The 22,306-nt window shown below is 67.5% G+C and carries 20 protein-coding genes; 7 read left to right on the top strand and 13 right to left on the bottom strand.

All coding sequences use genetic code 11. The features are described 5' to 3' along the window. Positions 1-269: 269 nt before the first annotated feature. The 7 genes from T8T21_RS02510 to T8T21_RS02540 form a co-directional block, all read right to left on the bottom strand. The gene (locus tag T8T21_RS02510) at positions 270-905 is read right to left on the bottom strand and encodes a YciE/YciF ferroxidase family protein (protein WP_322336679.1); all 636 of its coding nucleotides are present in this window, start codon (positions 903-905) and stop codon (positions 270-272) included. Positions 906-1,120: 215 nt separating this feature from the next. Then, on the bottom strand, positions 1,121-2,434 hold the full coding sequence (locus T8T21_RS02515) for a GH1 family beta-glucosidase (RefSeq protein ID WP_322337445.1): 1,314 nt from the start codon (positions 2,432-2,434) through the stop codon (positions 1,121-1,123). A 37-nt stretch (positions 2,435-2,471) separates the two neighbouring features. Further along, the gene (locus T8T21_RS02520; protein WP_183468673.1) at positions 2,472-3,443 is read right to left on the bottom strand and encodes an ABC transporter ATP-binding protein; all 972 of its coding nucleotides are present in this window, start codon (positions 3,441-3,443) and stop codon (positions 2,472-2,474) included. Then, complete coding sequence (locus T8T21_RS02525) at positions 3,440-4,471, bottom strand: ABC transporter ATP-binding protein (protein ID WP_322336680.1); 1,032 nt, start codon at positions 4,469-4,471, stop codon at positions 3,440-3,442. Before T8T21_RS02525 ends, T8T21_RS02520 begins: the two co-directional genes overlap by 4 nt. Before the next feature lie 4 nt (positions 4,472-4,475). After that, complete coding sequence (locus T8T21_RS02530) at positions 4,476-5,396, bottom strand: ABC transporter permease (RefSeq protein ID WP_322336681.1); 921 nt, start codon at positions 5,394-5,396, stop codon at positions 4,476-4,478. A gap of 7 nt (positions 5,397-5,403) precedes the next feature. Then, on the bottom strand, positions 5,404-6,378 hold the full coding sequence (locus T8T21_RS02535) for an ABC transporter permease (protein ID WP_322336682.1): 975 nt from the start codon (positions 6,376-6,378) through the stop codon (positions 5,404-5,406). 152 nt (positions 6,379-6,530) lie between these two features. Further along, positions 6,531-8,180, bottom strand: coding sequence for an ABC transporter substrate-binding protein (locus tag T8T21_RS02540; RefSeq protein WP_322336683.1), 1,650 nt, complete (start codon positions 8,178-8,180; stop codon positions 6,531-6,533). Between the two features lie 125 nt (positions 8,181-8,305). On the opposite strand from T8T21_RS02540, the gene T8T21_RS02545 reads away from it, so the two are divergent. Next, positions 8,306-9,337, top strand: coding sequence for a LacI family transcriptional regulator (locus T8T21_RS02545; protein ID WP_322336684.1), 1,032 nt, complete (start codon positions 8,306-8,308; stop codon positions 9,335-9,337). 198 nt (positions 9,338-9,535) lie between these two features. Here T8T21_RS02545 and T8T21_RS02550 read toward each other — a convergent pair whose 3' ends face one another. The 5 genes from T8T21_RS02550 to T8T21_RS02570 all read right to left on the bottom strand — a co-directional run bounded on the left by T8T21_RS02550 (position 9,536) and on the right by T8T21_RS02570 (position 14,881). Continuing rightward, on the bottom strand, positions 9,536-10,834 hold the full coding sequence (locus T8T21_RS02550) for an MmgE/PrpD family protein (protein WP_322336685.1): 1,299 nt from the start codon (positions 10,832-10,834) through the stop codon (positions 9,536-9,538). Beyond that, entirely contained in the window at positions 10,831-11,628 is a 798-nt protein-coding gene (locus tag T8T21_RS02555; RefSeq protein WP_322336686.1) for an HpcH/HpaI aldolase/citrate lyase family protein, read from the bottom strand. The genes T8T21_RS02550 and T8T21_RS02555 overlap by 4 nt, the downstream gene beginning before the upstream one ends. Then, the gene (locus tag T8T21_RS02560; RefSeq protein WP_322336687.1) at positions 11,622-12,458 is read right to left on the bottom strand and encodes an FAS1-like dehydratase domain-containing protein; all 837 of its coding nucleotides are present in this window, start codon (positions 12,456-12,458) and stop codon (positions 11,622-11,624) included. Before T8T21_RS02560 ends, T8T21_RS02555 begins: the two co-directional genes overlap by 7 nt. A gap of 28 nt (positions 12,459-12,486) precedes the next feature. After that, a complete protein-coding gene (locus T8T21_RS02565) occupies positions 12,487-13,650 on the bottom strand; it encodes an acyl-CoA dehydrogenase family protein (RefSeq protein ID WP_183468749.1) in 1,164 nt (387 codons plus the stop codon). A gap of 106 nt (positions 13,651-13,756) precedes the next feature. Continuing rightward, positions 13,757-14,881 (bottom strand): zinc-binding dehydrogenase, encoded by a 1,125-nt coding sequence (locus T8T21_RS02570; protein ID WP_322336688.1) that lies wholly within the window; start codon positions 14,879-14,881, stop codon positions 13,757-13,759. Positions 14,882-15,192: 311 nt separating this feature from the next. On the opposite strand from T8T21_RS02570, the gene T8T21_RS02575 reads away from it, so the two are divergent. Genes T8T21_RS02575 through T8T21_RS02600 form a run of 6 tightly spaced genes read left to right on the top strand, consistent with a single transcriptional unit; the run spans position 15,193 to position 20,681 of the window. Further along, positions 15,193-16,482, top strand: coding sequence for an ABC transporter substrate-binding protein (locus T8T21_RS02575; protein WP_322336689.1), 1,290 nt, complete (start codon positions 15,193-15,195; stop codon positions 16,480-16,482). A 60-nt stretch (positions 16,483-16,542) separates the two neighbouring features. After that, positions 16,543-17,448 carry a branched-chain amino acid ABC transporter permease gene (locus tag T8T21_RS02580; protein WP_183468754.1) on the top strand — a complete coding sequence of 302 codons (906 nt, stop codon included), beginning with the start codon at positions 16,543-16,545 and terminating at the stop codon, positions 17,446-17,448. A 10-nt stretch (positions 17,449-17,458) separates the two neighbouring features. After that, positions 17,459-18,475 (top strand): branched-chain amino acid ABC transporter permease, encoded by a 1,017-nt coding sequence (locus tag T8T21_RS02585; RefSeq protein ID WP_322336690.1) that lies wholly within the window; start codon positions 17,459-17,461, stop codon positions 18,473-18,475. Then, positions 18,472-19,221: an ABC transporter ATP-binding protein gene (locus T8T21_RS02590; protein ID WP_183468756.1), complete on the top strand. Its 750-nt coding sequence runs from the start codon at positions 18,472-18,474 to the stop codon at positions 19,219-19,221. The genes T8T21_RS02585 and T8T21_RS02590 overlap by 4 nt, the downstream gene beginning before the upstream one ends. After that, positions 19,221-19,901, top strand: a complete 681-nt coding sequence (locus T8T21_RS02595) for an ABC transporter ATP-binding protein (protein ID WP_322336691.1) — start codon at positions 19,221-19,223, stop codon at positions 19,899-19,901. Before T8T21_RS02590 ends, T8T21_RS02595 begins: the two co-directional genes overlap by 1 nt. Positions 19,902-19,931: 30 nt before the next feature. Further along, on the top strand, positions 19,932-20,681 hold the full coding sequence (locus tag T8T21_RS02600) for an SDR family oxidoreductase (protein WP_322336692.1): 750 nt from the start codon (positions 19,932-19,934) through the stop codon (positions 20,679-20,681). Positions 20,682-20,738: 57 nt separating this feature from the next. On the opposite strand, the gene T8T21_RS02605 is transcribed toward T8T21_RS02600, so the two are convergent. Then, positions 20,739-22,241 carry a fumarate hydratase gene (locus T8T21_RS02605; RefSeq protein WP_322336693.1) on the bottom strand — a complete coding sequence of 501 codons (1,503 nt, stop codon included), beginning with the start codon at positions 22,239-22,241 and terminating at the stop codon, positions 20,739-20,741. Between the last annotated feature and the right edge of the window lie 65 nt (positions 22,242-22,306).

The raw sequence follows: 22,306 nt of genomic DNA on the forward strand, positions 1-22,306 counted from the left end.
TTCTCTTGGGGAGTGACGCCATACAGGACGGTTCGTCGTTCAAGGCGGGGCGAAGAAATATTGACCAAGCCTCTTGGTCCGGGTTCAAACACAGACCAACCCGAAACCGACACCGGTCATTTCCAAGTTCGAGCTCTGCTTCGTATCGAATTGTCTATTCGTCATCGAAGGGTTCAGCAGATCCAACTCAAGGAATCGTTTTTTCCATAAGAAGCGCTCTCGCAGTTTCCTGCGAGAGCGTATGCCCGTTTTACTGTTAGTCGGGGCCATCAGGCCTTGGCAGTCGCCTTCGAGGGCTTCGCCGCATTGACCTCGCCAACCGCCAGCGCGGTCAGCTTGGCGTTGGTCGCCTTCTCCTGGTCGAGGATCTGGGTCAACAGGTCGTGCGCCTCATCCTCGCCGAGCTGGCGCGCCCATTCGCGAAGCGTGCCGTACCGGGCGATCTCGTAGTGCTCGACCGCCTGGGCCGCGCCGATCAGCATCGCATCGAGAGCCGCACCCTCGGCTTCCTCGATGATGCCATCGGTCTCCTTGATCAGCCCCTCGATGGCATCGCATTTCTCGCCTTCGGCCTTCTTGCCGATCGATTTGAAGACCTGATCGAGCAGCTTGATCTGCTCCTTGGTCTCGGTCAGGTGCGCCTTCAATGCTTCCTGAAGATGGGCACTGCTCGCGGCCTTTGCCATTTTCGGCAGCGCCTTCGTCAGCGCGTTCTCGGCATAATAGATGTCTTGCAGCGTATGCTCGAAAGCGTCGTTCAGCGTCTTCATGATGAGCCTCGTCACTTGCGGGCACCGCGCCCGCGCTGCCGAGAAACGAGCAGAACCGTCCGGCGTTCCCTGCGCTCGGCACGGAAAGCGAGAGATGGCGCATTTGGTGATAAGAGCGCGCGGTGACTTGGCCATTCCGCCGAGCCGGGCCGGGGGAAGAAGACCAATTCCTGCCGCCGCGACCGACCAATGCGTGACCTAGAGGTTGGGGTGTTCGCAGTCCTGCCGGGCCCCCATGGAGGCTCGCCATTACTACTTCGGGCTATTGCCGATGGGAAAGGTGCGGCCGAAGCTGTCCCCAGGATGGAGATCCTCAGGGAAACAGCCCTCGGCCGCATTTCATTTCATGGTCAGCCGGACAGGGCCGCCTGCAACGCGTAATAAGAGCTCTTCGGGGTCCGCTCCAGCGTTTCGAAATCGACATGGATCAGGCCGAAGCGCTTTTCGTATCCCCACGCCCATTCGTAGTTGTCGAGAAGCGACCAGTAGAAAAAGCCCTTCACGTTGGCGCCGCCCTCTATGGCCCCGCGCGCGGCTTCGAGATGCCCGGCGATGTAGCTGGTGCGCTCGGCATCGGTCACGGTGCCATCCGTGACCTCGTCGGCCCAGGCCATGCCGTTCTCGGTCACGTAGATCGGAAGATCCCCGACATAGTCGCGGGCCATCCGGGTCAGGAGGTTGCTCAGTCCCTCGGGGTAGATCTCCCAGCCCATCTGCGTCTTCGGCAGCGGCCCTTCATGCCCCTTGGTGGCGGGCCAGGGCGCGCCGGGATCGGCGGAGACGATGCCGCGCGAGTAGTAGTTCACGCCGAGCCAGTCGATCGGGGTGGAGATCGTCGCCATGTCGTCCTGCCAGTTCGCCGGCAGGTGCGGTTCCAGCCCCTCGAGCGCGGCCTCGGGGTAGGTGCCCTTGGCGACGGACTCGATGAAGAAGCCGTTGTTGATGGCATCTGCCGTCGCCACGGCCTTCTCCTCGCCCTCGCGGAAGGGCAGGATGTCCGCAAGGTTCAGCACGATGCCGAGATTGTCGTGGCCGAGGCCGCGCAGCCGCTCGACACCGAGCCCGTGCGCGAGCTGGACATGGTGCATGGCGCGGGCGGCGGCACGGATGTCGCGCAGGCCCGGCGCCTGCTCGCCGAGGTAATGCGACAGCCAGCTGACGCACCACGGCTCGTTGATCGTCGCGGTCCGCTCGATCCGGTCGCCGATCCGTGCCATGACGGTTTCGGCGAAATCGGCGAAGCGCAGGGCGGTGTCGCGGTTCATCCAGCCGCCGTGATCGGCCAGCGCCGAGGGCAGATCCCAGTGGTAGAGCGTCAGGAACGGCCGCAGCCCGCGATCGACCATGCCGTCGACGAGGCGGTCGTAGAAGTCGAGCCCCTCCGGGTTGACGGTCCTGCCGTCGGGCATCACCCGGGCCCAGCTGGTCGAGAAGCGATAGGCGTCGAAGCCGCCGTCGCGGATCAGGTCGAGATCGCTTTCCCAGCGATGGTAATGGTCGCAGGCGAGCGACCCGTCCTCGCGACGCACGACGTTGCCGGGCGTCGCCGCAAAGCTGTCCCAATGCGACGAGCCGGCGCCGCCGAACTTGTGCCCCTCGATCTGGTAGGCCGCGGTGGCCGCGCCGAAGACGAAGCCCTCGGGAAAGCTGGAGCGGCGGGGCATCGTCACGTTGCGCGCGGTGCCGGGCTCTGGGCTGCGCTCAATACAGATGGCATCTGACATAGTGGTTCTCTTCGAGTTGGGTGATGGGCGGCATGTCGGCATGGCACTGGTCCATGACCTTCAGGCAGCGCCCGGCAAACGGGCAGCCCCGGCTTTCGGGGGTGCGCATCGGAATTTCCGCCTTCTTCGCCTTGCGCTCGCGGGTCTTGCGGATGCCGGCTTCGGGCACGGCGCTGATCAGCAGCTGGGTATAGGGGTGGCGCGGCGACTGGGTGACGCTGTCGCTCTCGCCCCATTCGACCATATGGCCGAGATACATGACCGCCGTGCGCTCCGCGAAGTAGCGCGCCGTGGCGATGTCATGGGTGATGTACATGAAGCCGATCCCCTCGCGCTTCATGTCGTCCATCAGGTTCAGGATCCCCAGCCGGATCGAGACGTCGAGCATCGAGATCGGCTCGTCCGCGAGGATGAACCGCGCCCCCACCGCAAGCGCACGCGCGATCGCGACCCGCTGGCGCTGGCCGCCCGACAGCTCGTAGGGGAACTTTCCGGCGGTCTGCGCGGCCGGCGACAGGCCGACCCGCTCCAGCGTCGAGATGACGCGCGCCTCCACCTCCGCCGCGCTCAGCTCCGGGGCATGGATCCGGATCGGCCGGGCGAGGTGATGGCGGATCGTGTGCACCGGGTTCAGCGAGCCGAACGGGTCTTGGAAGATCATCTGGACCTTGGAGGCGTAGTCGCGCTGGCTCTGCCGGAAACCGGGCGCGGTGATCTCGACCCCATCGACACGGATCGTGCCACCGGTCGGCGGGGTGATCCGGGCGATGGCGCGGGCGCAGGTGCTCTTGCCGCTGCCGCTTTCGCCGACGATGGCCAGCGCTTCTCCCGCGCGGAGCGACAGGCTGACGCCGTTGGCGGCGCGCAGGTATCGCTTGCGGAACAGGCCGCCGCCCACGGGGAAGTCGATGACCATGTCCTCGACGGTGATCTCGGCGATATCGCTCATGAGGTGGCCTCCTCGACGACCCTGGTGTCGGCCTCCGTGGCCGCGCTCACCAGATGACAGGCGGCAAGATGCGGCGGCACTTGGGCCACCGTCAGGAGCCGGGGCTCGTCGGTCTGGCAGCGCGAAATGCAGGCTGTGCAGCGCGACTGGAAATTGCAGCCCTGCGGCAGCTGGAGCAGGTTCACAGGATTGCCCGGGATGCCATGCAGCCGCGTCTTGGGCCCATGAATGGTGGGGAAGGAGCCAACGAGACCCTTGGTGTAGGGATGCCGAGGCTGTTCGAGGACCTGCCGGGCCTCGCCCAGCTCGACGAGGTTTCCGGCATACATGATGCCGATCCGGTCGCAGATCTCGCCCATCAGCCCGAGGTCGTGCGAGATGAACAGGATCGCGAAGCCGTAGCGCTCCTTGAGGTCCTGCAGCTCGTCCATGATCTCGCGCTCGACCACCACGTCGAGCGCGGTGGTCGGCTCGTCCATGACGATCAGCTTGGGGCGCAGTACCAGCGCGATGGCGATCACCACCCGCTGCCGCATGCCGCCCGAGAGCTGGTGGGCAAAGGAGGTCATCCGCGACTTGGCGATGCCGACTGTCTCGAGCAGCTCCTCGCCCCGGGCCCAGGCCGCGTCGCGGGAAATGTCCTGGTGCGCGAGGATCACGTCGATCAGCTGTTCGCCGATGGTGATCACCGGGTTGAGCGCGTTCATCGCGCTCTGGAACACCATCGCGGTCTCCTTCCAGCGGAACGCCCTGAGGTCCCGGTCGGACATCTTCAGCACGTCGCGACCCTCGAACAGGATCTCGCCTTCGGAGATCAGGGCGGGGGCGTTGTGCATCCGGGTGATGGCGAAGGCGAAGGTCGACTTGCCGCAGCCGGATTCACCCGCGAGGCCCACGGTCTCGCCGGGATGAATGTCGAGGGTGACGCGGTTGCAGGCCCGCGCGTTGAGATTGCCGACGACGTAGTCGACCGAAACGCCGCGACAGCTCAGCAAGGGTCGGGCAAGTGGGGTGGGATTGCCGTCCATGATCTCAGGCCTCCTGACGCTTGGCGTTGATCTCGGCGTTCAGCCGGCGCCATGTCCTGAGGTAGGAGCCGGTCTTGAGCTTCGGGTTCGAGATCTGGTCGATCGAGATGTTGATCAGCGCGAGCCCGCCGCCGACCAGCGCGATGAAGCTGCCCGGCACGATGAAGTCCCACCATGCGCCGACGAAGAAGGCCGCCGAGGATTGCGCCCAGTAGAGCATGGTGCCCCAGCTGGTCACCGTCGGGTCGCCGAGGCCGAGAAACTCGAGCCCCGCCTGCGCGCCGATCGCGTAGAGCGCGGTGCCCACGAACATGCCCGCCGCGAGGCTGACGAGGTTGGGCATGATCTCGATCACGATGATCCGCCACTTGGCCTCGCCCATGATTTCGGCGGCGGTGATGAACTCCTTGTTGCGCAGCGCCAGCGTCTGCGAGCGCATCACCCGCGCGCCCCAGGGCCAAGAGGTCAGGCCGAGGATCAGCGCGATCACCAGCGGGCCGACATTGCCGAGGAAGGCTGCGAGGATGATCAGCAAGGGTAGCTGTGGGAACACCAGCATCACATTGGTGACGGCCATCATGATCTCGTCGGTGCGGCCGCCGAAATAGCCCGAGGAGACACCCACGGCGAGCGCGATGATCGAGGTCACCGTGGCCGCGGCAAAGGCCACCATCAGCGACACCCGGCCGCCATAGAGCGCCTGCGACCAGACATCCTTGCCGGCGCGGGTCGTGCCCATGACGTGCTCCGTGCTGGGCGGCTGGTGGCCGCGGGCCACGCGCTTGTCGGGATCGAAGCCGGTCAGCGCCGGGGCGGCAAGGCACATGGCGAGGATCAGCGCCACGATGGTCGAGCCGACGATGCCGGCGGTGTTGCCGCGATAGAACCCGGCGATGCCGCCCAGAAGGGAGAGAAGTCGTGTCATGTCGGCCTCACTTGCGCAGTCGGGGATCGAGCCAGACGTAGAGGATGTCGGCGACGAAATTGGCCATCAGCACGCAGATGACGATGAGGAGGAAACAGGCCTGCATCAGCGGGTAGTCACGCGACGCCACGGATTTGATGATCAGCTGGCCGATGCCGGGATAGTTGAACACGGTCTCGATGAAGACCTGACCCGCCACCGCGAAGCCGAGCGCCATCGAGACGGCGGTGACCACCGGCAGGATCGCGTTGCGGGCCGCATAATGGGTCATGATCCGGCGCGAGGACAGGCCCTTGGCCTTGGCCATGGCGATGTAATCCTCGCCCAGCACGTTCACCATCGCGTTGCGCATGGTGAACACCCAGGTCGCGATCATCGACAGCATCAGCGTCACCAGCGGCAGCACCGCGTGATAGGCGACATTGGCCAGGAAGCCCGGCCGCAGTCCCGGGTCGAGATCCGGATCGAAGCCGAAGCCGAGGGGGAACCAGCGCAGGGTCAGGGCGAAGACGAAGAAGATCGTCAGCGCCGTCACCGCCTGCGGCATCGAGGCGATGAACTGCCAGAACACCGGCATCACCCGATCGACGATGCCGCCACGATTGTAGGAGGCGTAAAGCCCGATGAAGCAGCCGATCACGATCGACAGGATCGTCGCGATCCCGGCGAGGAACACGGTCCAGGGCAGGGTGTTCGACAGAACCTCGGTCACCGGCGTCGGGAACAGCATGATCGACGGGCCGAGATCGAGGGTCACGACGCTCTGGAGATATTGCAGGTATTGCTGCCACAGCGGCGCGTCGACGAAGCCGAGCATTTCCTTGTAGGCGGCAAGCGTTTCCGGCGGCAGCTTCCCCCCGGCGGCGGCGAACATCGCGTCCACCGGATCGCCCGGCATCAGCCGCGGCATCACGAAATTGAAGGTGATCGCGACGAAGATCGCGACGCAGTAGAAAACCAGTCGTCTCAGGATGAACGCCATTCGAGAGGCTCCTCCGGGCAAGGGGACGGGCGGGCAAGGGGACGGGCGGGCATGGGGAGAGACGGGCCCGGCGGGCAAACCCCGGGCGGCGTCGTCGCAGGCTGGCTGCGCGGTGCGGCTGCGGGTGGACTGAGGACCACCCGCATGCCGGCTCACTTCTGGTAGAGGCCTTCGAAGACCGCCAGCTTGCGCCCGACCGAGTAGAAGACCGGCTGCACCACCGAATTCTCGGCCGTGGGCCAGCCGCCGATCCGGGTGCTGTTGTACTGGTACCAGGTCGGGTTCGAGAACAGCGGCACGAAGGGCATGGTCTCGCCGGTATAGACCATCAGTTCGGCCAGGATCTCCTCCCGGCGGGCGGCATCCGTGGTCTGGCCGTATTCGTCGACGAGCGCGCCCATCTCCGCGGAGGCCTTGCCGTGATTGACGTGCCAGCCCTGGCCCACGCGGCTCGGGTGGTAGTAGTCGTTATAGGTCTGGATCGGATCGACGCCGGCGGTCGACCAGCTCATCGACACCTCGTAGCTGCCTTCCTTGAGGGTGCTGTCATAGACCGACCAGTCGACCGTCTCGGTACTGGCCCTGATCCCCACCTCGGCGAGGTACTCGGTCACCATCTGCGCCGACTGCACCCAATCGGTCCACCCGTTGACGACCTGGATGCCGAAGTCGATCGGCGCGCCATCGGGCGTCTCGCGGAAGCCGTCGCCGTCGACATCGACATAGCCGGCCTCGTCCAGAAGCGCGATTGCGGCGTCGGGGTCATATGCGACGTACTGGTCGTACTCGGCGTCGACCTCGTCGTTGAAGCTGGCCGCGTAGTATTCGCCCAGCCCCGTCGCATGGGTGGCGACGGTCGGATAGCCATAGGCCGCCAGGTCGACGATCGTCTCGCGGTCGAGCGCCATCGACATCGCGCGGCGGAACGCCAGGTCGTCGAACGGGGCCTTGCGGGTGTTGAGGTAGAGATTGACGAGGTCGTTGGCCGGGTACCAGAAGCCGTGGTTCTCGGGGTCTCGGGCGACATAGGTGCTCTCGATGTCGGCGATGAAGTTCGAGCCCCAGTCGATCTCGCCGGCCATCAGGGCGGGCTGGATCTGCGCGTTGTCCGAATACTGGCGGAACTTGATGCAGTCGAGGAAGGGCAGACCATCGCTCGCCTTGTAGTAATGCGGGTTGCGGCAGATCTCGACCTGGTTGTCGCGCATCGTCACGACCTCGGTGATCGGGCCGGAACCCACCGGGGCGGAGTTCTTGAAGGTGATCTTGTCCTCGACATCGCGCCAGACATGCTCGGGCACGATGTAGATCCCTTCGACATACCAATCGAAGGTCGAATCCGGGCGGTTGAAGGTCACCCGCACCGTGGTCGGATCGACCGCTTCGACCGAGGCGAGCAGCCCGTCGGCCCATTTGCCGGTCTTGTCGAGGGTCGCGTCCTCCTGGCCGAGGCCGATCGAGTAGGCCACGTCCTCGGCATCGAGCACCTCGCCGTCCGACCAGGTCAGGCCATCGCGCAGGGTGATGGTCATCGACATCAGGTCGTCGGCATAGGTGAACCCCTCCGCGAGGCGGAAGTCGATGCCGCCCTGCATCACGTTATGCGCCCAGAGCGGCTCGAACATCGTGCCGCGGACCAGATCCTCCTGCGCGTTCGAGAACGGGTTGAAGTCCTCTACGAAGGTGGCGGTGATGATCGGCACCGTCAGCGTGCCGCCCTGCGGATGCGCGCCTTGCGCGCTGGCGATGGCCGCAGCCGCTGTCGTGGCCATGGCCGACGTGATCAGGATCGAACGCTTCATGATGCTCCTCCAAGCGCGGTCTGTAACGTTACAGTCGGTTCTATAACGTTACAGTGCGTCTAATCAAGCGCTATTGAGGCGGGGTTGGCTTTCGGATAGCAACGCAGGATCGAGGAGGGGCCGTCATGAATGATATCAATGGCCAACCGCGTGACCGGAGCACCCGGCCGACCCTCAGGACCATCGCGGAGCTGAGCGGTCTCGCGGTGACGACGGTATCCCGCGCGCTGGGTGACGCCCCCGATATCAGCGCGGAAACCAAGAAGAAGGTGCGCGAAATCGCCGATTCGGTGGGTTACACGCCGAACCGGGCAGGGGTCCGACTGCGCACCGGCCGGACCAACGTGATCGCCCTCGTTCTGGAGCCCGAGCCGGACGGGCTGAACATGTCGCCACGCATGATCGCCTCGATCGCGCAGGCGCTCGCGGGCACGCCCTATCACCTGGTGATGACGCCCGAGATGCCGAACAGGACACCGCTGGACGCGGTGCGCTACATCGTCGAGACCCGGTCGGCCGATGCTGTGATCATCAACAAGATCCAGCCCGAGGATCCGCGCGTCGAGTATCTGCGCAGGCAGAATTTTCCATTCGTCACCCATGGACGGACCGTCTGGGCGGAGGACCATGCTTATTTCGACTACGACAACAGGGCGTTCGGCCGGGTCGCCGTCGAGACCCTGGCGCGCCATGGGCGCAGCAACCTGCTCCTGCTGGCACCGCCGCAGGACCAGAACTATGCGCGGGACATGATCGACGGCGCGGTCGAAGCGGCCGGGGAGCTCGGCCTCTCGCTGACGCTGGCACAGGAGATGACCAGCGACAGCAGCGAGGCGGAGATCCGGCGCGGCCTCGCCCGCAGTCTCGAGGCGCATCCCGATCTGGACGCCCTCATCTCGTCCAACCCGAACGGCACCATGGTCGCGACGGCCGCGATCGAGGCGACGGAACGCGTCATCGGCAAGGATTTCGACGTCTTCTCGAAAGAGACCATTCCGTTCCTGAAGCTGTTCCGCCCACAGATCCTGACGCTGGTCGAGGACATCCAGAAGGCGGGCACGTTCCTGGCCAAGGCAGCCGTCCACGAGGTCGCTACGCAGGGCGGCGACCACATGCAGATGCTCGATCGCCCGGAGAATGGCGCGGAAACGAGCTGACGGACCTGTACCCGGAAGAGCTGCAGATTCTCAGATTGGTTGCACGGTGCTTCCTAGGGTGATGGCTATCCTCGGATAACTCGAAGCGGCCCATGCTCGCCTAAATCTACAGACGGCAACCCCGCGGCCAGCTTCCTTCTCAGCCTTCATGCAAGGTGTTCCACCTAGTTGCATCCGTCCTGACAGACGGCCAGCTACCTAGTGCTGCGCGAGCAGCACGGTGAAACCCGACACGCCGGTCGCGCTTTCCATGCCACTCACCTCGTCGGACAGCTGTTGCGCTACCTTTGCTCCAAGCAGGGATTCGGACTTCTCCCGCAGCCGGTCGGCGATGCCGTTGGTATCGCCCGCGTCGAGAATGTCGTGGGACGCCTCGTGCACCTCGCCCGCCGCGCGCAGCCGGACGCGGGAGGCCGTGTCGGCAAGCCCCTCATCGGTGACGACGCGAACCTTGTCCCGGAGCGCGATCAGGTCGGGCCGGGCGCAGGTCGCGTCGCTGTAGCTGTCGAGCGCCGCGGTATCGATCCCCAGGAGCTGCATCGCGGCCGTGACCCGGTAGCTGAACTTGGCGCCGAGCCCGGTCTCGGGGGCGGGCTGGTTGCAGACCGCGAGCCAGCGGGGATGGGTGGTGATCTCGATCTCCTCGACTTGGGCCGGATTAATGGGGCCCAAGCTGCGTAGCGCCTCCAGCATGGCGTGGAGGCCGTGACAGCAGGCGTGGAACTTGTAGGAAATCCCCTTGAAGACCCAGCGCTCGCCGAGGCCTGCCCAGGCCGCCTCCTGCATCGCCGCCGCGTGCGTCGGGCCGAAGCCCTGCGCTCCCTCGATCGCCATCTCGGAGGAATGCGCACCCGTACTGGCCAGCAGCGCGCAGGTCACGCCCGCCTCGGCGGCGAGGCCCGCGTTGAGCGGCTTGCCCATGGTGCCGAACTGGCTCTTGAGGCCGGAGGCCCGGGTCGCGGTCAGGCCCAGCGCATGGGTCATGGCGTCGGCGTCGAGGCCGAGGAGCCGCCCGGCCGCGACGCAGGCGCCGAAGGCGCCCGAGGTGCCGGTCTGGTGGAACCCCGCCTCGTAATGCGACCGTCCCAGCCAATCGCCGATGCGGCAGGCCGTCTCCAGCCCAACCGCGAGGGCGTCGAGAAAGGCGGCACCGTCGATTTCCCGCGCCTCCGCTACGGCGAGGGCGGCCGGGATGACCGCGACGCTGGGATGACCGATATGGCCGAAATGCGTGTCGTCGTAATCGAGCGCGTGGCTGATCGCGCCATTGGCCAGCGCCGCGGCGCGCGGTGCAGCGCGACCGCCGCCGATCAGGGTCGCGCCGTCGCCCCCCTCCGACAGCGCCACGGCGCGGGCGGCGCGCGAGACCGGCTCGTCACGCCCGGCGATGCCGACCGTGGCCCAGTCGAGCAGCGACATCCGCACGTAGCGGGCCATCTCGGCGTCCGGGGCGATCGGCCCGGTGGCGAATTCGGCGATGCGACGGGCGATGCTCATGCCTGCTCCATGGCCTGAAGGATGGCGCGGGCGCGGATGCGGACCGGCTCGTCGACCATGGCGCCGTCGACGGCGACCGCGCCATCGCCGGAGGCCAGGACGCGGCGGGCCCAGTCGATCTCGGCCTCCGAGGGCAGGAAGGCCGCGCGCACCGGGGCGATCTGGCGCGGGTGGACGCAGAGCTTGCCGGTCATGCCCAGATCGCGGGCATGGCGGGCATCGGTGCGGGTGATCTCGGGGTCCGACAAATCGGCGGTCACGCCGTCGATCGGCGCGGCGATCCCGGCGAGGCGCGAGGCCAGCACCAGCTCGGCGCGAACGGGCAGCAGCCCCTCGCGCAGATGCGCGCAGCCCAGATCGGCGCAATAGTCGATCGAGCCGAAGACGAGCCGCGCGACGCCTTCGGTCGCGGCGATGGCGCGGGCATTGGCCAGCCCGCGCGCGCTCTCGATCAGCGCGAGGAGCGGCACGCCGCCCAGCTTGGAGACGAGGGCCGCGATCATGTCCGGCTCTTCGGATTTCGGCAGCAGGATTGCGGCCAGGGGCAGGGCACGCGCCGCCGCGATGTCGTCCTCGTGCCAATCGGTGCCCATGGCGTTGACCCGCAGGATCACCGGCAGATCTGTGAAGCCGGTCTCGACCATGCCGCGCGCCGCGGCCTTATCGTCCCGGGCCACCGCATCCTCCAGATCGAGGATCACCGCGTCGGCGCCGGAGGCCGCGGCCTTGGCAAAGCGCTCGGGGCGGTTGGCCGGCACGAAGAGCGGGGCGCGTATCATCGACAGATCTACCATTCGGCGCGCGCCTCCATCGCGACCGGGCCGCCCGCGCGGGCGGTCCATAGCTCGAGCGCTGTGCCGTCATCCTTGGCGTTCAGCGCGAAATCATCGGTATCGAAAAGCGGCGACAGGCTGCGGAAGGAGAACCGCGCCGGGGGCGCGCCGCGCAGCTCCGCCGCCAGATGCACCAGCATCGTCGCCTGCATCGGCCCGTGCACGATCAGCCCGGGATAGGCCTCGACCTCGCGGGCATAGGGCGCGTCGTAATGGATGCGGTGGCCGTTGAAAGTCAGCGCCGAATACCGAAACAGCAGGGTCGGGCTGGCCGTCACCACGCGGCGTATCCGGCCTTCGGCAGCGGCGGGCGCGGGCGGCGGGGTCGCCGTGCTGTCGGAGCGATAGACGATGTCGTGGCGCTCGGTCACGGCAGGCCGGCCGCCGCTTTCGATATGATGCATCACGGTGACGAAGCAGAGCGGGCCGGTGCGGCCGTGCTTAAGGCGGACATCCTCGATCACCGAGCGCCGGCGCACGACCTCGCCGATCCGGATCGGTTCGTGAAACTCGAGCGCGCCGCCGGCCCACATCCGGCGGGGCAGGGGAACCGGCGGCAGGAAGCCGCCCCGCGCCGGGTGACCATCCGGGCCGAGCGCTGCGGTGGGCGCGGCGGGCTGGCACAGGCAGAGATGGATCATCGGCGCGGCATCGGCCCCATCGTCGAGCGAACCGGCGCGGTCGAAGGTGGCGTCGAAGCGCTGCGCCAGCGCCGGGGTCAGAAGCTCCTCCTGCCGCTCCTCGCGGCCGATCCAGCCGCGCAGCTGCGCGATGTCGATCTCGGTGCTCATACGGGTTCTCCCCGTGCCGGCGACCTCATCAGAACGACCTCGGCAGGCCGAGCACGTGCTCGGCGACATAGGACAGGATCAGGTTGGTGGAGATCGGCGCCACCTGGTAGAGCCGGGTCTCGCGGAACTTGCGCTCCACGTCGTATTCGGCGGCGAAGCCATAGCCGCCATGGAATTGCAGGCAGGCATTGGCGGCCTCCCAAGAGGCCTTGGCGGCGAGGTATTTCGCCATGTTGGCCTCGGCGCCGCAGGGTTCGCCCGCATCGAACAGCCGGCAGGCCTTCTCGCGCATCAGGTTGGCGGCCTCGATCTCGATATAGGCCTCGGCGATGGGAAACTGCACGCCCTGGTTCTGGCCGATCGGCCGGCCGAACACCTCGCGGCCAGAGACGTAGTCCACCACCCGGTCGGTGAACCAGTAGCCGTCGCCGATGCATTCGGCGGCGATCAGCGTGCGCTCGGCGTTGAGCCCGGTGAGGATGTATTTGAAGCCCATCCCCTCCTCGCCGATCAGGTTCTCCTCGGGGATCTCGAGCTCGTCGAAGAAGATCTCGTTGGTCTCGTGGTTGACCATGTTGAGGATCGGCTTGACGGTCATCCCGGTCTTCATCGCCTGCGCGATGTCGACGAGGAAGATCGACAGGCCCTCGGATTTCTTCTTCACCTCCGACAGCGGCGTGGTGCGCGCCAGCAGGATCATCAGGTCGGAATGCTGGACGCGGCTGATCCAGACCTTCTGACCGTTGACCACGTAACGGTCGCCGCGCTTCACGGCGGTGGTCTTGATCTTGGTGGTGTCGGTGCCGGTGGTGGGCTCCGTCACGCCCATCGACTGCAGGCGCAGCTCGCCGCTGGCGATCTTGGGCAAGTACTTCTGCCGCTGTTCTTCGGAGCCGTGCCGGACCAGCGTGTTCATGTTGTACATCTGGCCGTGGCAGGCGCCGGAGTTGCCGCCCGCGCGGTTGATCTCCTCCATGATCACGCTGGCTTCCATCAGCCCCAGGCCCGAGCCGCCATAGGCTTCGGGAATGAGCGCCGCCATCCATCCGGCCCGGGTCAGCGCCTCCACGAACTCTTCGGGGTAGCCGCGTTCCTGGTCGATCCGGCGGTGATACTCGGCCGGAAACTCCGCGCAGAGCGCGCGCACCGCCTCGCGGATGTCCTGATATTCATCGGTCCTGTTGCGATACATTCCGTCCTCCGGGGAGCGTGCTCTCGCCCTGTCTGCGCCTCGACGGTCGAGATGGCCAATACGCATGCGGCCTGAGCGTCATAGGCAGGGGCGATGGTGTGGTGGGTCAGTCGAACTCGATCACCTGCCGGATGGCGGTGCCGTCGGCGAGCTGGTCCATGGCGAGATTGATCTGATCGAGGCGCAGCCGATGCGTCAGCATCCGCTCGACCGGAAGCTTGCCCGCCGCATGCAGCGACAACATCCGCGGCAGGTCGCGCTGCGGCACGCAGGAGCCGATATAGCTGCCCTTGAGCTGGCGCTCCTCCGCCACCAGCTTGAGCGGGCTGAGCGCCATGCGCTCGCTGGGATGCGGCAGCCCGGCGGTGACGGTGGTGCCGCCGCGCGCGGTCACATCGAAGGCGGTCTCGAGCGCGCGGGCCGAGCCCGCCATCTCCAGCGCCACGTCGACGCCGCCCGCCGTCAGCTCGCGCACCGCCTCCACCGTGTCGGCATCGGCCCTGACGCAATCGGTGGCGCCCATGGCGCGCGCAGCGTCGAGCTTGCTCTCGAACGGGTCGATCGCGACGATCCGGCCCGCTCCGGCCGCCGCGGCGCCCAGGATCGCCGAGAGGCCGACGCCACCGAGGCCCACCACCGCCACCGTGCTGCCCGGCGCCACCCGCGCGGTGTTGAAGGCCGCTCCCGCGCCGGTCAGCATGGCGCAGGAGAACAGCGCCGACAGATGCGGCGCGATCTCGTGCTCGACCTTGATCAGCGAGGGCCGGGCCAGCACCGCATGGGTCGCGAAGGCCGAGACGCCGACATGGTGGTGCACTGGGGCGCCGTCCATCGACAGCCGCCGCTGGCCGGTCATCAGCGCACCGACGCCGTGATGCTCGGCCGCCGTCACGCAAAGCGCCGGGCGCCCCTCGGCGCAGGGCCGGCACCGGCCGCAGCCGGGGGCGAAGATGCACAGCACGTGATCGCCCGGCGCCAGATCCTCGACGCCCGGCCCGACCTCCTCGACGAAACCCGACGCCTCGTGACCCAGAACCATGGGCAGGGGCCGGGGGCGGGTGCCGTTGATCACCGACAGGTCGGAATGGCAGATCCCGGCAGCGGCCATGCGGATCAGCACCTCGCCCGGTCCCGGCGGGGCGAGATCCAGTTGGCGGACCGTCAGCGCCTGGTTGGCCTCGAACCCGCTTTCGATGCCGCCTTCGGTCAATACCGCGCCGGTGATCTTCATGGCCCGCGTCCTCCCCTTCGCATGCTGGCCCCCATGCTAGCCGAGCCGCGCGGGATCGAAAGCCGCATGACCGAGCAATAGGCTGAGCCTATGCCCGAAATCGTACCTTGATATGGGGCGAGGGGCGGCATCCCCCGTAATGTTCCGGAACAGCCGGTCCGGGGAGTGGGCCGACGGCACGCCAGCGCATCGATCGCCGGAGCGTGCAGCGAGGGGAGGACGGGCCGTGCCGGGAGGGCACGCGCTCGCGGAACGAGCGGCGCCGGGGAGGCGCCCAGCCCCGTTCCGGCAACAACTGGAGGACCAAGCCGATGAAGACACTGTTCGTGACGACCGCGCTTTGCGCCGCGCTGCCGCTGGCGGCGCTGGCCGCCGAAAAGCCCGAGACGCTGAAGATCGGGATGACCACCTTCCTGACCGGCCCGGCCTCGGTGTTCGGGGTGCCGGCGCAGGAGGCTGCGAAGATCATCGTCGAGAACATCAACGCTGAGGGCGGCATCAACGGCGTGCCGCTCGAGGTCAGCTTCATCGACGAGGGCGCCGGCGCCGAGGCGCTGACCTCGGAATACCGCCGGCTGGTGGAGAGCGAGGGCGTCGAGGTGATGTTCGCCTCGATCTCCTCGGGCAACTGCCAGACGCTGGCGCCGCTGGCCGAGGACCTGCAGGTGCCGAACTTCATGTGGGATTGCGGCACCCAGAAGATCTTCGAGGAGCAGGATTACGAATACGTCTTCCGCACCCAGGCCAACGCCACGCCCGAGATGCTGGCCGCCGTGATCTACCTCCTGAAGACCAAGCCCGACTTCAAGACCATCGCCGTGGTCAACCAGGACTACGCCTGGGGCCGCGACAGCTGGAACATCTTCTCGACCGCGCTCAAGGCGATGAAGCCCGATGTCGAGGTGGTGGGCGAGTTCTTCCCGAAATTCGGCGCGCCCGACTTCTCGACCGAGATCTCGCGGCTGCAGGCGCTGCGCCCCGACGTGATCCTGAGCACCTCCTGGGGCGGCGATCTCGACACCTTCGTGCAGCAGGCCTCGCAGCGCGGGCTGACCAACAGCTCGACCTTCGTGCTGCCGCTGGCGGAATCCTCCTTCGAGCGGCTGGGCGCGAGCCTGCCGGCGGGCCATATCGTCGGCGCGCGCGGCGACCACTACTTCCTGCATCCCGAGCGCCGCGAGGACGCGGACTTCAAGGCCTTCATGGAGGAGTATGAATCCCGCACCGGCCAGGTCTCGGTCTATCCGGTCTTCCACACCAGCCAGGCCTTCGCGGCGCTTCAGGCCGCCTACAGCAAGGCGATCGAGGAGAATGGCGTCGACTGGCCAAGCGAGGAGCAGCTGCTCGCCGCGATGGAAGGGCTCGAGTTCCAGGGCCTCGGCCGACCGGTGAAGATCCGCGAGGATCACCAGGGCGTCGAGGACCAGATGATGGGCACCACCGTGCAGAACGGCGACTATCCCTTCGCCACGATGGAAAACATCATGATCTTCGACGGCGACGACATCACCACCCCGGTGGGCGAGGAGTCGATCGAATGGGTCAGCGGGCTCGATGCGGGCTTCATCGACACGGTCGCTGTCGACAGCTTCGAGAACTGAGCCTGCCGCGGCGGGCCATGCGCCCGCCGCATCCCTTCGCCAGCCATAGCGGGAGCCGCCATGAACCTGACGATCTTTCTCCTCGCCCTGTTCGACGGGATCGCCTACGCGGCGCTCGTCTTCATCGTGGCGCTGGGCCTCACGCTGATCTTCGGCGTGATGCGCATTCTCAACGTCGCCCATGGTTCGCTCTACGCGATCGGCGCCTATGCCACCGTGGCGCTCACCGGCTTCTTCCTGTCGCTGGGCCTCGCGCCCGCGCTGTCCTTTCCGCTGATGCTGGTTGCGGCGATCCTCGTCGGCATCCTCCTCGGCGGCCCGATCGAATGGCTGCTGCTGCGCCGGATCTACGACAAGCCCGAGGTGCTGCAGCTCCTGGTCACTTTCGCGGTGTTCATGATCCTCGAAGACGTGCAGCGCCTGGTCTGGGGCACGCAGCCCTATTTCGAGGCGCGGGCCCTGCAGGCGCTGGGCAACGTCACCGTCTTCGGCGTCACCTATACCGTCTACCAGCTGATCCTGCTGCCGGCGGTGGCGCTGGTGCTGCTGCTCGGCCTGCGCTTCTTCCTGCGGCGCACCATCCTCGGCAAGCTGATCACCGCGACCACCGAGGACCGCGAGGCGGCGCAGTCGATCGGCATCGACGCCGACAAGGTGTTCCTGCTCACCTTCATCGTCGGCGCGGCGCTGGGGGGCTTGGGCGGCGCGCTGGCCTCGCCGACCACGTCGATCCTGCCGGGCATGGGCGCCGACATGATCGTGCTGTCCTTCGCGGTCGTCGCCACCGCCGGCCTGGGCCAGATCGAGGGTGCGGCGCTGACCGCGCTGATGATCGGGCTGGGGCGGTCCTTCGCCGTCTATGTCTGGCCCGAGGTGGCGGTGCTGGTGCCGTATCTCATCATGGTGCTGGTGCTGCTGGTTCGCCCCGAGGGGCTGTTCGGCAGCCCCGCCGCCCGCAAGATCTGAGGAGGCCGCGATGTCGATCCATTCCGATGCCGGGGCGATGTCCCGAAGCCCCGCCGAAAAGGAAACGCGCATGACCGCCGGGACATGGCTGGCGATCGCCGGGCTGGTGCTGCTCGCCGCGGTTCCGATCTTCGCGCCGAGCCTGCAGCTGCTGGTCAACCTCGCGCTGGCCAAGGGGCTCGCCGTGCTCGGCGTGACCGTGCTGCTGCGCGCGGGGCAGGTCTCCTTCGGCCACGCGCTCTACTTTGCCGTCGCCGCCTATGCCGGGGCCTTTCTGCTGGCCGCGTGGCCGGGCGCCGACCTCCTCGTGGTGCTGCTCGCCGGCGCGCTGGGCGCCGCCGTCTCCGGCCTGCTGGTCGGGCTCTTCGTGGTCCGCTATCGCGGCATCTTCTTCGGGATGCTCAACCTCGCCTTCTCGATGATCTTCTGGTCGATCCTCGAGAAGTTCTACCACGTCACCGGCGGCGCCGACGGCATCCGCCTGCCGCGCCCCTCCGTGCTGGGCATGGAGATGGGGCGGCATGATTTCGAGCTTGTGCTGTTCTGGCTGACGCTGGCCCTGGTCGGCGGGCTGGGCTGGTTCACGCTGCGCTGGCTCGCCTCGCCGGTGGGGCAGCTGTTCCGCACCGTGAAGACCAACGAGACGCGGCTCGAATACTTGGGCGTCTCGCCGCGCCGGGCGCTGCTCTCGGGCTACCTGCTCTCGGCGGTGCTCTGTGGGGTGGGCGGCGCGATCATGGGCGTGGCGCAGGGCGTGGTGACGCCGGAATACGCCTGGTGGATCCGCTCGGGCGAAATGGTGTTCATCGCCGTTCTCGGCGGCGCGGGCTCGGTGCCGGGCGCGTTCATCGGCGCGCTGATCTACGAATTCGTGCGGGTCTTCGCCTCGGCCTTCGCCGGCGATGTCTGGCAGATGCTGCTGGGTGGGTTCCTGCTGGTCATCATCCTGTTCGCGCCGGGCGGCGTGGTGGGGCTGTTCGAACGCGTCACCCGCCGCGGGGCCGCCAAAGAGGAGGAGGCCGCATGAGCGCGCCGCTGCTGGAAACCCGCAACCTGATGATCCGCTTCGGCGGCGTCATCGCCGCCAACGACGTCTCGCTCAAAATCGAGGCCGGGCGCAACCTCGCCATCATCGGCCCCAACGGGGCGGGCAAGACCACCTTCCTCAACATCTGCACTGGCTGGATCAAGCCCAAGAGCGGGCAGGTGCTGTTCGAGGGCGAGGACATCACCCCGCTGCCGCCGCGCAAGATCGTGCGTCGCGGCGTCGCCCGGGCGTTCCAGATCCCGCAGCTGTTCACCGAGCACACCGCGCTCGAGAACCTGCTGATCTCGGCCGCTGCCCGCGAGGGGATGCGTCACCCGCTGCGCGACCTGTCGCGGGTGCCCGAGCGCGAGGAGATGATGCACCTGCTCGAGATGGTGAACTGCGCCGATGTCGCGCATCGCACCGTCGACGAGCTGTCCGAGGGCCAGCGCAAGCTGATCGACATCGCGGTGGCGCTGGCGCTCAGGCCGCGGCTGCTGCTGATGGACGAGCCGACCTCGGGCGTGGCCTCCTCGCAGAAGCACAAGATCATGGAGATCCTGATCCGGGCGCTGGCCGAGGCGCGCGTCACCTCGGTCTTCGTCGAGCACGACATGGGCATCGTCGGCGACTATGCCGACGAGGTGGCGGTCTGGAACGCCGGCAACGTGCAGCTGCGCGGCACGCCGACGGAAATACTGGAGCACCCGGACGTGATCCGGGACGTGATCGGGGAGGTGGCGTGATGCTGGAACTTCGGGACGTGAACGCCTCGATCGGGATCATCCCCATCCTGCGAAACCTCGACTTCTCCATCGGCGCCGGCGAGACCGTGGCGCTGATCGGACGCAACGGCGCGGGCAAGACGACGCTGCTGCGCACCATCATGGGCTTCACCAAGATCACCGGCGAGATCCGCTTTGACGGGCGCGCCATCGGGGCGATGCCGCCGCCGGCGCGGCCCGGCCTCGGCATCGGCTACGCCCCCGAGGACCGGCGGCTGTTCTCGGCCTTCACGGTCGAGGAGAACATCCTGCTGCCGGCCCAGGCGGCGCGGCTCTCGGCCGAGGAGACCAAGCGAAGGCTGGATCGCGCCTACATGATCCTGCCGGAGCTGCGCGAGATGGCGGGGCGGCCCGCCGGCAACGTCTCGGGCGGGCAGGGCAAGATGGTGGCGCTGGCCCGCGCGCTGATGCTGGGCACCAAGCTGGTCATGCTCGACGAGCCGTTTCAGGGCCTCGCTCCGGCGCTGGCGCAGCGCTACGCCGAGGCGCTTCGGGCGCTGCGCGACGCCGACCGCTCGGTGACGCTGATCATCACGGAATCGAACCCGGCGCTGCTGCGCGGCTTCGCCGACCGCACGCTCGTCATCGAGCGCGGCGAAGTGGCCGAGGGCGCGCTGGAGCCCGAGACGACCCCGGCGTGACGGGGTCGGAGAGAAACAGGGAGGACGGGAATGAGACTTGAGGGCAAGACGGCGCTGGTGACGGGCGCCGCATCGGGCTTCGGCCGGGGCATCGCCGAGGCCTATATCCGCGAGGGGGCGCGGGTCGCCATCGTCGATCTGAACGAGGAGGGCGCGCGGCGCGTGGCGGACGAACTTGGCGACAACGCCATCGCCCTGCGCTGCGACGTCAGCCGGGCCGAGGATGTCGAGGCGGCGGTGGCCGCCACCATGGAGGCCTTCGGCAGGCTCGACATCGTCGTCAACAATGCCGGCTGGACCAACCCGAACCGGCCCCTGATGGAGACCGACGAGGCGACCTTCCGCAAGATCTACGACATCAACGTCGTCTCGATCTTTCACATGACCAAGACCTGCGTGCCGCTCTGGCGCGAGCAGGGCGGTGGGGTGATGCTCAACGTGGGCTCGACGGCGGGCATCCGGCCGCGTCCCGGCCTCACCTGGTACAACTCGTCCAAGGGCGCGGTGAACCTGATGACCAAGTCGCTCGCGGTGGAGCTGGCGCCCGACCGGATCCGCGTCTGCGGCATCGCGCCGGTGATGGGGGTCACGGGGCTTCTGGAGCAGTTCATGGGCGTGCCCGACACGCCGGAAAACCGCGAGAAGTTCATCGCCACGATCCCGCTGGGCCGGCTGTCCGAGCCCCGCGACATCGCCAATGCCGCGCTCTATCTCGGCTCCGACGAGGCCGAGTTCATCACCGGGGTGATCCTCGAGGTGGATGGCGGTCGCACCGTCTGAGCTAACTGGACCTTCGGTAGACACGGGCCGCGGGATGATCCCGCGGCCCGTGTCATGTCAGGCGAGGATCAGCACGTCGCGGCGCCAGCGGGCGGGGCCGCTCTGGTGCACCGAGCGGCCCTGCGTGTCGACCGCGACCGTCACCGGCATGTCCTCCACCTCGATCTCGTAGATCGCCTCCATGCCGAGATCCTCGAAGGCCACCGGCCGGGCCGACCGGATCGCCTTCGACACCAGATAGGCCGCGCCGCCCACCGCGATCAGGTAGGCCGCGCCATGCTCGCGGATCGCCTCGATCGCCTGCGGGCCGCGCTCGGCCTTGCCGATCATCAGCTTGAGCCCGCTGGCGGCCAGGAGCTTCGGCGTGAACTTGTCCATCCGGGTCGAGGTGGTCGGTCCGGCCGGGCCGATCACCTCCGATCCCACCGCGTCCACCGGGCCGACATAGTAGATCGCGCGTCCCTTCAGATCGACCGGCAGGTCCTCACCCCGGTCGATCATCTCGACCATTCGCCGATGCGCCGCGTCGCGCCCGGTATAGAGCCGTCCCGACAAAAGCAGGGTCTCGCCGGGCTCCAGCCCGTCGAGCGTCGCCTGGTCGAGCGTGTCGAGATCGACCCGACGGCCGCCGGCCTCGCCCAATCCCAGATCCGGCCAGAGCGACAGGTCGGGGGGCGTGAAGACCGGCGCCTCGCCCGACAGGGTGAAGTGCAGGTGCCGGGTGGCGGCGCAGTTCGGAATGAGCGCCACCGGCAGCGATGCGGCATGGGTCGGGAAGCTCGCCACCTTCACGTCGAGCACGGTGGTCTGGCCGCCGAGGCCCTGCGCGCCGATGCCCAGCGCGTTGATCCGCTCGTAAAGCTCCAGCCGCAGCTTCTCCTCGGCGGTCTCCGCCCCCCGCGCGCGCAACTCGGACATGTCGAGCGGCTCGTTCAGCACCTTCTTGGCCATCGCCATCGCCTTGTCGACGCTGCCGCCGACGCCCAGCCCGATGACCCCGGGCGGGCACCAGCCGGCGCCGAGCTTCGACACCGTCTCGACCACCCAGTCGGCGACCGAATCCGAGGGGTTCAGCACCGCGAACTTGGTCTTGTTCTCCGAGCCGCCGCCCTTGGCCGAAACGGTGACCGACACCGTGTCGCCGGCCACCAGCTCGGTCTGGATCATCGCCGGGGTGTTGTCGCGGGTGTTGCGGCGCGCGCCCAGCGGATCGGCCACGATCGAGGCGCGCAGCGGGTTGGCCTCGAAGGCGTAGGCACGGCGCGCCGCCTCGTCGACCATCTCCTGCAGCGAGCGGGTCCAGTCGGTGCGCGCCTCCACGCCGACCTCGATGAAGACGTTGACGCTGCCGGTGTCCTGGCAGATCGGCCGCTTTCCGATCGCGGCCATCCGCGAATTGACGAGGATCTGCCGCATCGCGTGGCGCGCGCTCTCGCTCTCCTCGCTCTCATATGCGGCTGAGAGCGCGGTGATGAAGTCGGCGGGGTGATAATGCGAGATGAACTGCAGCGCCTCGGCGATGCCGTCGACCAGATGCGCTTCGGTGACGACACCGCTCATGCGGCGTTTCCTCGGACGGGGCGGGGCGTGCTCATGCGGGCCTCCTTGGCGGGTGGGGCGCGACG

Source organism: Limimaricola variabilis (genome assembly GCF_034371605.1).
GTDB lineage: Bacteria > Pseudomonadota > Alphaproteobacteria > Rhodobacterales > Rhodobacteraceae > Limimaricola > Limimaricola variabilis.